This is a genomic window from Amycolatopsis sp. SID8362 (assembly GCF_010550475.1).
GTDB classification, from domain to species: domain Bacteria; phylum Actinomycetota; class Actinomycetes; order Mycobacteriales; family Pseudonocardiaceae; genus Amycolatopsis; species Amycolatopsis eburnea.
Map to the genome: position 1 here is coordinate 1 of NZ_JAAGNB010001606.1, position 10,786 is coordinate 10,786.

Here is a 10,786-nt window from a genome sequence, read left to right on the forward strand (position 1 = left end):
GTCCGCCGGCTCCGGGCCGGGCCGCAGGACGTCGCCCGCGGCCAGCGCGCGGCCGCCGTGACCGCCGAACCCGCCGAGCGTGAACGTCGCCGCGCTGCCGAGGAACTCCGGGACGTCCACGCCGCCCCGGACGAGCACGTAGCTGCGCAGCCCGGCCGTGCAGGCGCGGACGTCCAAAGTGGCTCCGGCGGGTACTTCGACCGGGGTCCACAGCGGGACTTCGGCGCCGTCGACGAGAACTGTCGTCGGCGCGCCGGTGACGCACACCATTGCGGCGTGCGAGAAGCGCAGCGTGACGCCGTCCACAGTGCACTCCAGGCCGGGCGCGCCCTCGGGGTTGCCGAGGGCGAGGTTGCCCAGCCGCAGCGAAAGGTCGTCCATCGGGCCGCTCGGCGGCACCCCGACGTGCCAGAACCCGGTGCGGCCCGGCCAGTCCTGCACGGTCGTCATCGTGCCGCCGCGCACGACGTCGATCTGCGGCTCGGTGTCCTCGATGCCGTCCAAAGTGGACGTGTCGTGGGCGGCCGAGCCGAAGGTCGCGTCGGCGGCCGCCGCGCGCAGCTGCCCGAGGTTGGTCCGGACCCCGTCGACGCGGGTCCCGGCGAGCGCTTCCCGCAGGTTCGCCAGCGCGGCCGCGCGGTCGGTGCCGGTGCAGATCACCTTGGCCAGCAATGGGTCGTAGTGCGTGGTCACCGTGGTGCCCGGGCCGACCCAGGTGTCCACCCGGGCCCCGGCCGGGAAGTCGGCCCGCGTGACGAGGCCGGAGCTGGGCCGGTGCCCGGCGTTCGGATCCTCGGCGTACACGCGGGCTTCGACGGCGTGGCCGCGCGCGACCGGCGTCGCGCGGAACATCGCGCGGTCGCCCTGGGCGAGCCGCAGCATCCAGGCGACCAGGTCGACGCCGTACACCGCCTCGGTGACCGGGTGCTCGACCTGCAGCCGGGTGTTGACCTCGAGGAACGCTGCCTCGCCGCGGTCGGGGTCGTAGACGTACTCGACCGTGCCCGCCGAGCGGTAGCGGACCGACGAGCACAGCGCGACGGCCGAGTCCCCGAGCTGCTTCCGGACGGCGCCGGGCAGGTCCGGCGCCGGGCACTCCTCGACGACCTTCTGGTTGCGCCGCTGCAGCGAGCAGTCCCGGGTACCCAGCGCCATGACCTCGCCGAGGCCGTCGCCGAACACCTGGACCTCGACGTGCCGCGCGCGGGTCACCAGCCGTTCCAGGAAGACGCCGGAGCTGGCGAAGCTCTTGGCCGCGACGCTGCGCACGGTGTCCCAGGCGGCACGCAGTTCGTCCGCTGACGCGCAAGCGCGCATGCCGATGCCGCCCCCGCCACCGGTCGCCTTGAGCATCACCGGATAGCCGATGTCCGCCGCGCGCGCCAGTGCCTCGTCCACATCGGACAGCAGGCCGGTGCCGGCCAGCAGCGGCACGCCCGCCGCGATCGCCGCCTCGCGTGCGGTGTGCTTGCTGCCGAACACTTCCAGGTGCTCGGGCGACGGCCCGGCGAACGCGATCCCGGCGTCTTCGCAGGCCCGCGCGAACGCCGCGTCCTCCGACAGGAAGCCGTAGCCGGGGTGGATCGCGTCGCAGCTGGTGTCGAGGGCGGCCTGGACGATCGCGCCGGCCCGCAGGTAGCTTTCGGCGGCGGGCGCCGGGCCGAGCCGCACGGCCCGGTCGGCGAGCCGCACGTGCGGCGCGAGGCGGTCGGCGTCGGAGTACACCGCGACGGTTTCGAGCCCCAGTTCCCGAGCGGTGCGCAGGATCCGGACCGCGATCTCGCCGCGGTTGGCGACGAGCAGCCTCACTCGCCGCCTCCGGGGGACGTGACGACCATGCGGACCGGCGTCGGGTCGAACCCGTTGCAGGGGTTGTTGATCTGCGGGCAGTTCGACACGAGCACGAGCACGTCGGTCTCCGCGCGCAGCCGGACTTCCAGGCCCGGCGCGGAAATGCCGTCGACGATGCCGAGTGTGCCGTCCTCTTCGACCGGCACGTTCATGTACCAGTTGACGTTGCTGACCAGGTCGCGCTTGCCGAGCCCCCACTTGGCGCCTTCGCTGAGGAAGTTCTCGACGCACGCGTGCTGGAACCGGGTGTGCTGGCCGTAGCGGAGGCTGTTGGACTCCTTGCTGCACGCGCCGCCGATGGTGTCGTGGCGGCCGCAGGTGTCGGCGACGACGGTCAGCAGCGGCGCGCCCTCCTGCGTGCGCAGGACGCTGCCGGTGGTCAGGAAGATGGTGCGCTGCGCGGCGATCGTCGCGGCCGCGCTGTAGCGCTTGGCCGTGTCGTTCGCGTCGTAGCAGAGGAAGTCGACGGCCTGGTTGCCGCCCAGGTCGATGATGGCCAGCTCGCTGCCGCGCTTCAGCACGGTCGAGAACGGGGCGCGCGCCGGGACGTCGAAGGTCAGCTCCAGCTGCGACTGGTACGCCGTGCTCATGCGATCCCCCGTGCGGTCAGGTAGTCGGCGGTGTTTTCGAACGCGCGCCGCGCTTCCGGCGAGTGCGTCCACTCCGGACTGTCCGGAGTGGACGGCCGGTCCTGCCAGGCGAGGACTTCGAGGTTCGTCACGGTGTAGTCCGCCCGCGGGTCCACCGGGTGCGGCACGTTGGCGATCAGCACGATCGACGGGATCTCGATGCGCAAGTCGACGGACTTCCCGGCGCCCGCGGAGCCGGTGAACTCCAGCCCGCCTTCCGGCTGGACGCGCACGCCCTGGAAGAGCGACAGGCTCGGCGGCAGGTCACGCGGCCCGAGCCCGTTCTTCGCCGCGGCCAAGGTGAACAGCGGCAGGCCGGCGGGGGAGGGGCCCTGCGGGGCGCCGTCGCCGTAGCGCTCGGTGTTGCCGTCCACAGTGGACGTCCCGCAGAGCGCGTCGTGGCGGCCGCTGGAGTCCGCGACGATCGTGGCGAGGACGCGGCCCTGATCGGACAGCAGCGCCACCTTTTCGCCGAGGTAGGCGTTCCACTGCACCTTCACCGTGTCCGCGACGTTCAGCCGCTCCCAGGGCCCGTCGGCGTTGAACAACAGCACGTGCGCGCAGGCGTCGCCCTCGACGTCGGTCAGGCGCAGCCGCGTACCCCGGGCCAGCACCTTGTGCGTGTACCCGCCCCCGGCGACGGTCTCCGCCCAGGTCAGCGCCTCGGGCGCCACCCCGGGTGGGGGTGCCGGCCAGGTGCTCGCCGGGATCGACGGCATCGTTTCGACCACGGTGCCGGCCTGGGCCCGGGCGTGGTCCCGGGCGCCGTAGGTGGTGGCGGTGGTGCTCATGGACGTCCTCTCAGATCGCGGGTTCGAGGGCGGGAGCGGGGCGCAGCCGCAGCCAGCAGAGCCAGCCGATCACCAGTGCGCCGCCGACGAACTCTAGCGGGAACAGCAGCATCCAGGGGGCGCCCGAACCGGCGACGTCGTAGATCTCCGCGCGCGGCCAGGCGATGTTCACGATCATGGCGATCCCGTAGAGCACGGCTGCCCCGTTCAGCGGAACGCCCCAGCGTCCCAGCGAGAACCGGCCGGGTTCCGCGGGGAAGCGCCCGCGCAGCCTGGCGACCAGCAGGGGGCCGGTGACCAGCAGGTACGCCAGGTAGACGACCACCACCGACGTCCCGGTGATGGTGCTGAAGAGCGTCGGGTTGCCGACGTTGAGCAGCAGGAGCGCGATGGCCAGCACGCCCGAAACGAGCGCGGGCGCGACCGGCGTGCCGGTTTTCGGATTCACCGACGAAAGTCGGGCGGAAGCGGGGAGCGCGCCGTCGCGGGCCATCGCGAAGATGAGCCGGACGGTGCCGGTCTGGATGGTGAGGGTGCAGACCACGACCGCGATGGCGACGTCGGCGAGGAAGACGCGGCCGAGGGTGTCGCCGAAGACGGCGGTGATCACGTACGGCAGGCCGTGCCCGGCGAGCTGCCCGTCGGTGAGGCTCGGCGCGGCCATCAGCGCGGTGACGACCACGGCCAGCCCGCCGATCCCGGACACGAGCACCGCCCGCAGCACGGCACGCGGCGCGGCCTTTCGGGCGTCCTTCGTCTCCTCGGCGACCGACGCGGCGGTGTCGAAGCCGTAGAGCACGTACGCGGCCATGAGCGCCGAAGCGAGGACGCCGCCGATGCCGGCGCTCGTGCCGGGGGCGTCGTGCGCGACCACCTGAGGGCCGCGGACGGCGAACAGGCCGAGGCCGGTGATCAGGACGACGACGCCGAGCAGCTCGGCCGCGACGCCGACGTCGTTGATGCGGGCCATCAGCCGGACGCCACCGGCGTTGACGAGCGTGGTGAAGACGAGCAGGAGCGTGCCGAGGAGGACGGCGTTGGCCGCGCCCGACGGCGACGTCACCGAGGGGTCGCCGCCGACGAGCTGGAAGCCGTCCCACACCGAGGGCAGCACGACCTGCAGCGCGATCGCCGCGGCGGCGAGCGCGACGATGCAGCCGATCAGCATCATCCAGCCGGCGAGCCAGCCGAGGAACCCCTTCGAGAGCTGTTTCGCCCATTGGTAGACGGATCCGGCGAGCGGGAAGCGCGCGGCGAGCTCGGCGAAGGTGAGCGCCACGAGCAGCTGGCCGCCGAGGACGACCGGCCACGTCCAGAAGAAGAGCGGGCCGCCGAAGGTGTAGCCGAAGCCGAAGAGCTGGAAGACGGTGGTGAGGATGGAGACGAACGAGAAGCCGGCGGCGAAGGCGGAGAACCCGCCCAGCGACCGGCGGAGCTCCTGGCGGTAACCGAAGGAGGCGAGATCGTCGGGTGGCATGCGGTCTCCTTGTTTCGATCGTGCGACAGAAATTAAGTCCGTGGCTGGACGTCCCGGTCTCCGTCGCGTTAGGGGTGCGTTAACGGCGAGGGTTTCCGGGCGTCAACAGCGACATACGGGGGTAACCACGGGTGCCCGGGCGCCGGACCTGGCAAGATCACCCCGTGGTCAAAGGCGCGGGAGTCGGCAGGCCGAGGGCGAGCGGAGCGGCGGCGAGCCGCCCGGACGCGCGCCAAGCGGTGCTCGACGCGGCAGGAGAGCTGTTCACCGGAGCCGGCTACGCGGCGACGACGACCCGCGCGATCGCGGAGCGCGCGGGCCTGCGGCAGGCGTCGCTCTACTACCACTTCCCGGCGAAGGAAGACATCCTCGCGGCACTGCTGGCGGAGACGGTCCGGCCGTCGCTGGATTTGGCTTCCCGCTTGGTCGGCGCCGCGGGCCCGGCAGCGGTCCGGCTGTGGGCGCTGGCGTACGCGGACATCGGGCTGCTCGGCGGGGCCCGCCACAACCTGGGCGCGTTGTACCTGCTGCCGGAGGTGGGATCGGCGAACCTGGCCCGGTTCCGGGCTGAGCGCGCGGACCTGAAGGCGGCTTACGGCCGGTTGGTGGCGGCTTCGGGGGTGGTGCCGGAGTCGGTGGCGATCCGGACGGACCTGGTGTTCGGTCTGGTGGAGAGCATCGCCGTGGTGCGGCGGGACGACCCGGAGCTGGACGTGGAGGCCCATGTCCGTGAAGGGGCGGACGGGGTGGTGCGGCTGGTGGGGGAGGCCGAGCCGTCGGAGGAACTGCGGGCGGCGGCCCACACGCTGCTGGCGACGCTCACCGGATGACGAGCGGCCGCCGTCAGGAAGCCGACGTCTGGAGGGCCTTGCTCAGCGCCGTCGCCGTCAGCTCCACCTGCCACGGACGCGCCCCGCCCGCCCGCAGCACCGAAGCCACCGAATCCTCGTCCGTCTCCGCCGGCGGGCGCCAGCACGTCCGCCGGACCAGGTCCGGCAGCAGCAGGTTCTCCACCGGGAGCCGGCGGTCCTCCGCGATCGCCGTCAGCGCCGCGCGGGCCGCGGACAGGCGGGCTGCCGCGTCCGGGTCCTTGTCCGCCCAGCGGTTCACCGGGGGCGGGCCGTCCGTCGGCTGCGAGGGCGAAGGCAGTTCCGATGCCGGGAGGGCGCGGGCCGCCTGGAGGTGGCGGAGCCAGCTCGACGTGTACTTGCGCTGGACGCGGCCGCTGAAGACCGGGAGGGCCTGGAGGTCCTCGACCGTCTTCGGGTCGGCCGTCACCGCGTTGATGATCGCGCTGTCCGGCAGGATGCGGCTCGGCGCGCGGTCGCGTTTGCGGGCGAGCTCGTCGCGCGCCTGCCACAGCTCGCGGACCGCCGCCAGGCCGCGGGGGTTGCGGATCTTGTGCACGCCGGACGTCCGGCGCCACGGCTCGGCCCGCGGGGGCGGCGGCGGGGCCGTCCGGACGGCTTCGAACTCCTGCCGCGCCCACTCCAGCTTGCCCTGGGCGCCCAGCTCCGCCTCCAGCTTTTCGCGCAGCTGGATGAGCAGCTCGACGTCGAGGGCCGCGTAGTTGAGCCAGTCGACCGGCAGCGGCCGCTTCGACCAGTCCGCCGCGCTGTGCCCCTTCTCGAGGGTGTAGCCGAGCAGCAGCTCCACGAGCGTGCCCAGCGCGACGCGTTCGTAGCCCGCCAGCCGGCCGGCCAGCTCGGTGTCGAACAGCGCCGCCGGGCGCAGGTCCAGCTCGGCGAGGCAGGGGAGGTCCTGGGAGGCCGCGTGCAGCACCCACTCCAGGTCGTTGAGGACGTCGCGCAGCGGCTGGAGGTCGTCGGCCAGTGCGATCGGGTCGATCAGCACCGTGCCGGAACCCTCGCGGCGCAGCTGCACGAGGTAGGCCTTGGGCCAGTACCGGTAGCCGGACGCGCGTTCGGTGTCGACGGCGACCGCGCCGGTGCCCGCGGCGAGTCGCGCGCAGGCCTCGGCCAGCGCGGACGGTTCGGTGATCACCGGGGGCGTGCCCTCGGCGGGTTCGCGTAGCAGCACAGGGCCGCCCGTGGACTCGATCTCCATCCCGGTGTCCTCGGCCTCTGCGCTTCCCATGGTTGACGACCCTACGGGACGGGCATACCGCGCCTGGTCTGCCCGCCCCGCAGGGCTGTTCGCTTGCGTCAGCGGATCACGCCGGCTCGCATGGCCAGCGCCACCATCTGGGCCCGGTCACCCGTGCCGAGCTTGCGCCCGATCCGGGAGAGGTGGGACTTGACGGTGAGGGCGGAGAGCGAAAGCTCCTCGCCGATCTCCTTGTTGGACTGCCCGTCGGCGACCAGCTGGAGCACCTCCACCTCACGAGCGGACAGCTCGCGCGGGGTGTTGTCGGTGCCCGCGACGCGGGTCCCGGTGGCCAGCACCGGAGCCACGCTCGGGTCGGCGTACACGCCGCCCTCGAGCACGCGCCGCACGCCATCGGTCACGACGACCGGCGACGCGGACTTCAGCAGGTACGCCTGGGCCCCGGCCTGGAAGGCCGAGCGGACCGCGTACGGGTCATCCGAGGATGCGAGTACGACCACGCGCGGCCAGCCGTGGCTACGGAGTTCCGTAACCAGCTCGATGCCGCTGCCGTCCGGCAGTCCGAGATCGAGGATCGCCAGGTCACAAGGCCCGGTGGCCTGTGCTCGCGCCCTCGCCTCGGCCACCGTGGCGGCTTCGTGGACGGTCCCCGCACCCATCTGTGCGAGTCTTGCTGCGATTGCCTCCCTCAACAGCGGGTGGTCGTCGACCACCAATACCGAAAAGAGCTCTTCCCGCGGGTGCGGAACCATGCTCGCCGGCAACGCGCCGGCTGGCGTGGATCGGACGGCCTGAGAAATGCCGACGGTAGCCACGTCACTACCTCCCTGGAGTCGGTCGTGCCCCCCGACCGGCACCGGGACCTTCGGCCGTTCAGCCGCGCCAGCTTTAGACCGAAAGTGGTGTCGTCGAAGGCACTGTAGCCGCCCGGAGGCCGTTGCGGGGGGATCGAATGGGTATCTATCTCAAACGAACAGTCACTCAGTGGGTTCGTAGTAACACGATCGGGCTAGTACACGGCCGGTTGTTAACGGATAGCCCAGCGAACACGATGCAAAGAAGTTGCCGACGGCCAAATGGCCGTGCAGATGGGTCGTGCAGCTGCCGGTGCGCCTAGTGACGGGGGTCCGGATGGCCGCGGGCCGGTCCCGGAATGTGGCCCCGGCCGGGGCATGATCAAGTTGCCGGAGGGGGTTCGGCGGGGTTTGCCGAGGCCGTGGAGCGTGACTGTCCGTGTCGATCACGGGGTCCGGAGCGGCTCAAATCGCTGTGTTGATCTTGTTGCGGTGCGTGACCGCGGTGAGTCACTAACGAGGAGACGTGAAACGGCCTCAGAGCGGCCGGATGGGCGTACGGGGGTCCGATGATCGGCCGGGCCGGTTTCGGGCGCGTGGGGGTGTTTCAGGGGGCGTGAAGACGTGAACGGCGTTCAGTGGATGTGAATTTTGCTCACATCGGTACAAGCGGGCTGCCGCGGCGCGGCTCCCGGCGGGGTGCCGTTGCCGTTTCGTTGCCGATGATCGCCCGATCGCCGCGGGTCAGGTGCTCGGGCGGGGTCGTGCCGGGCGGGCCTGCGGTGTCTTGAATGACTCATTCATGTCGTCCGGCGACATGAATGAGTCATTCAAGACGCTTGCCAGGGCGAGGTCGTGCCGGGCGGGCTTGCCAGGGCAGGAGCGGGAGCCCGATCGCCGCGGGTCCGGAGCGGGTCGGCGATGTCATGAAAGGGTCGTTCACCTCGCCGGACGACATGAAAGAGTCGTTCATGGCGTCCAGCTGGCGGGAGCCGCGGGTCAGGAGCTCTGGCGCTGCCCGAAGAGGGTCACGCCGACCGGCGGCAGGCCCACCACGCTCGCCATCACCTGGCAGAACGCCTGCCCGTGCGGCAGCAGCCCGGCGTCCGTCGGGGTCCACGACGCCCGCAGCTCCAGGTCGTCGGTCCGGGCCGGGCCCGAAATATCGCCGAAGCGGGCCGAGGACGTCTCCGTGACCGTGCCGCCCAGTGCCGTCCAGCTCGCGCCGGACACCTCCAGCGCGTCCGTCAGCCACGACCAGCCGACCGCCGGCAGGAACGGGTCCGTCGCCAGCTCGCGGTCCAGCTCCGCGCGCACGTACATGACCAGCCGGAGCACGCCGTCCCAGCCTTCCTGGCCGTCCGGGTCGTGGAGCAGGACCAGGCGGCCCGAGGCCAGCACGTCGGCCGGGCCGGCCACTTCGCAGCTGACCGCGTACGACCACGGCGCGAGCCGCTGCGGGGCCCGCATCGGCTCCAGCAGCACCTCCCGGCGGGGCCGGACGGACTGCAGCGCCGCGACTGCTTCGCGGAAGAGCTCGGGCACTGGCGTCATCGCGGTCACGCTTCGACTTTAGGGCGGGCACGCCCCGTTGCGGGCGCAGGCGCGCCGATAGAAGTACCGTCCCGGGCTCGTGGCACGATTGACGGCGATGTCACCGACCACGCCCCTGCCGCAGCGAGCCGCTCCGTCCGGCCGCCGCGAGCTGCCCGAAGCCCCGTTCCTGGCCGCCGCGCGCGGCGAACGCCCGGAGCGCACGCCCGTCTGGTTCATGCGCCAGGCCGGCCGTTCGCTGCCCGAATACCGCGCGCTGCGCGAGGGCGTGCCGATGCTCGACGCCTGCTTCGACCCCGAAATGCTCGCCGAGATCACGCTGCAGCCGGTCCGCCGCCACGGGGTCGACGCGGCGATCCTCTTCAGCGACATCGTGGTGCCGCTGAAGGCCGCCGGCGTCGACATCGACATCGTGCCCGGCACCGGCCCGGTGGCCGCCTCGCCGGTGCGCGACCTCGCCGCCGTGAAAGCGCTGCCGGTGCTCGAGCCCGAGCACGTCGCGAAGGTCGCCGACGGCGTCCGGCTGCTCGTCGAGCGGCTCGGCGGCACCCCGCTCATCGGCTTCGCCGGCGCGCCGTTCACGCTCGCCAGCTACCTCATCGAGGGCGGCCCGAGCCGCAACCACGAGCACACCAAGGCGCTGATGCACTCCGAGCCGGCGCTGTGGCACGAGCTGGCCGGGCGCCTGGCCGACGTCGCGCTGACGTTCCTGCGCGCGCAGCTCGACGCGGGCGTCGACGCGGTCCAGCTGTTCGACTCCTGGGCGGGCGCGCTGTCCGAGCGGGACTACCGCGAGTTCGTCCTGCCGCACTCGGCGCGGGTCCTCGCGGGCGTCGCGGAGTACGGCGTGCCGCGCATCCACTTCGGCGTCGGCACCGGCGAGCTGCTCGTGGCCATGCGCGACGCGGGCGCGGACGTCGTCGGCGTCGACTGGCGCATCCCGCTCGACGAAGCCGTGCGCCGTCTCGGCGGCAAGGCGGTCGTGCAGGGCAACCTCGACCCGGCGCTGCTGCACGCGTCCTGGCCGGTCCTCGAAGCCGAGGTCCGCCGGATCGCCGAGGAGGGCCGCGCGGCCGACGGCCACATCTTCAACCTGGGCCACGGCGTGCTGCCGGGCGTCGACCCGGACGTGCTGACCCGCGTGGTCGGGCTGGTGCACGAGCTGTGAAGCGCGTCGCCGTCGTCGGCGGGGGCGTTTCCGGGCTGACCGCGGCGTACCGGCTGCGGCGGCTGCTCGGCGCGGACGCCGAGATCGTCGTGTTCGAGAAGACGAAGACGCCGGGCGGGAAGCTGCGCACCGCCGAGCTGGCGGGCGTGCCCTACGACGTCGGCGCCGAGGCCTTCCTCGTCCGCCGTCCCGAGATGCTCGCGCTGGTCCGCGAGCTGGACCTCGACGTCGTCCACCCCACGAAGGCCCGCGCGAAGATCCACGCCGGCGGCAGCGTGACCGGCATGCCGCCCGGCACGCTGATGGGCGTCCCGGCGTCGGCGGAGTCCGTGGCCGGCGTGCTGTCGGAAGCGGGACGGCGGGCCGTCGAGGCCGAAACCTCCCTGCCGCGGCTGCGGCTGCCGGGCGGCGACCTGCCGCTCGGGCCGCTGCTGCGCGAGCGGTTCGGCGACGAA

At 72.6% G+C, this 10,786-nt stretch carries 10 protein-coding genes; 3 read left to right on the top strand and 7 right to left on the bottom strand.

Features of this window, described 5'->3' with window-relative positions; genetic code table 11:
• The 4 genes from G3I65_RS49420 to G3I65_RS49435 form a co-directional block, all read right to left on the bottom strand.
• The coding region (locus G3I65_RS49420) for a biotin carboxylase N-terminal domain-containing protein (protein ID WP_309236057.1) at positions 1–1,809 on the bottom strand (1,809 nt) is incomplete at its 3' end.
• The gene (locus G3I65_RS49425) at positions 1,806–2,441 is read right to left on the bottom strand and encodes an urea amidolyase associated protein UAAP2 (RefSeq protein WP_160702623.1); all 636 of its coding nucleotides are present in this window, start codon (positions 2,439–2,441) and stop codon (positions 1,806–1,808) included. The genes G3I65_RS49425 and G3I65_RS49420, both read right to left, overlap by 4 nt.
• Positions 2,438–3,271: an urea amidolyase associated protein UAAP1 gene (locus G3I65_RS49430; protein WP_160702625.1), complete on the bottom strand. Its 834-nt coding sequence runs from the start codon at positions 3,269–3,271 to the stop codon at positions 2,438–2,440. Before G3I65_RS49430 ends, G3I65_RS49425 begins: the two co-directional genes overlap by 4 nt.
• Positions 3,272–3,281: 10 nt before the next feature.
• Positions 3,282–4,748 (bottom strand): amino acid permease, encoded by a 1,467-nt coding sequence (locus tag G3I65_RS49435; protein WP_160702627.1) that lies wholly within the window; start codon positions 4,746–4,748, stop codon positions 3,282–3,284.
• Between the two features lie 164 nt (positions 4,749–4,912).
• Here G3I65_RS49435 and G3I65_RS49440 point away from each other — a divergent pair, with 164 nt between their 5' ends.
• Positions 4,913–5,578 (top strand): TetR/AcrR family transcriptional regulator, encoded by a 666-nt coding sequence (locus tag G3I65_RS49440; protein WP_160702629.1) that lies wholly within the window; start codon positions 4,913–4,915, stop codon positions 5,576–5,578.
• 13 nt (positions 5,579–5,591) lie between these two features.
• Here the strand turns inward: G3I65_RS49440 and G3I65_RS49445 are convergent, their stop codons facing one another.
• The 3 genes from G3I65_RS49445 to G3I65_RS49455 all read right to left on the bottom strand — a co-directional run bounded on the left by G3I65_RS49445 (position 5,592) and on the right by G3I65_RS49455 (position 9,172).
• Positions 5,592–6,815: a ribonuclease D gene (locus G3I65_RS49445; protein WP_160702635.1), complete on the bottom strand. Its 1,224-nt coding sequence runs from the start codon at positions 6,813–6,815 to the stop codon at positions 5,592–5,594.
• Between the two features lie 98 nt (positions 6,816–6,913).
• Positions 6,914–7,630: a response regulator transcription factor gene (locus tag G3I65_RS49450; RefSeq protein ID WP_033261886.1), complete on the bottom strand. Its 717-nt coding sequence runs from the start codon at positions 7,628–7,630 to the stop codon at positions 6,914–6,916.
• 978 nt (positions 7,631–8,608) lie between these two features.
• Positions 8,609–9,172: a DUF3000 domain-containing protein gene (locus G3I65_RS49455; RefSeq protein ID WP_163046892.1), complete on the bottom strand. Its 564-nt coding sequence runs from the start codon at positions 9,170–9,172 to the stop codon at positions 8,609–8,611.
• Positions 9,173–9,260: 88 nt separating this feature from the next.
• Here G3I65_RS49455 and hemE point away from each other — a divergent pair, with 88 nt between their 5' ends.
• Entirely contained in the window at positions 9,261–10,331 is a 1,071-nt protein-coding gene (hemE, locus tag G3I65_RS49460) for a uroporphyrinogen decarboxylase (RefSeq protein WP_160702631.1), read from the top strand.
• Positions 10,328–10,786 (top strand): FAD-dependent oxidoreductase (locus tag G3I65_RS49465; RefSeq protein WP_160702633.1); only part of this gene is annotated, 459 nt, incomplete at its 3' end. The genes hemE and G3I65_RS49465, both read left to right, overlap by 4 nt.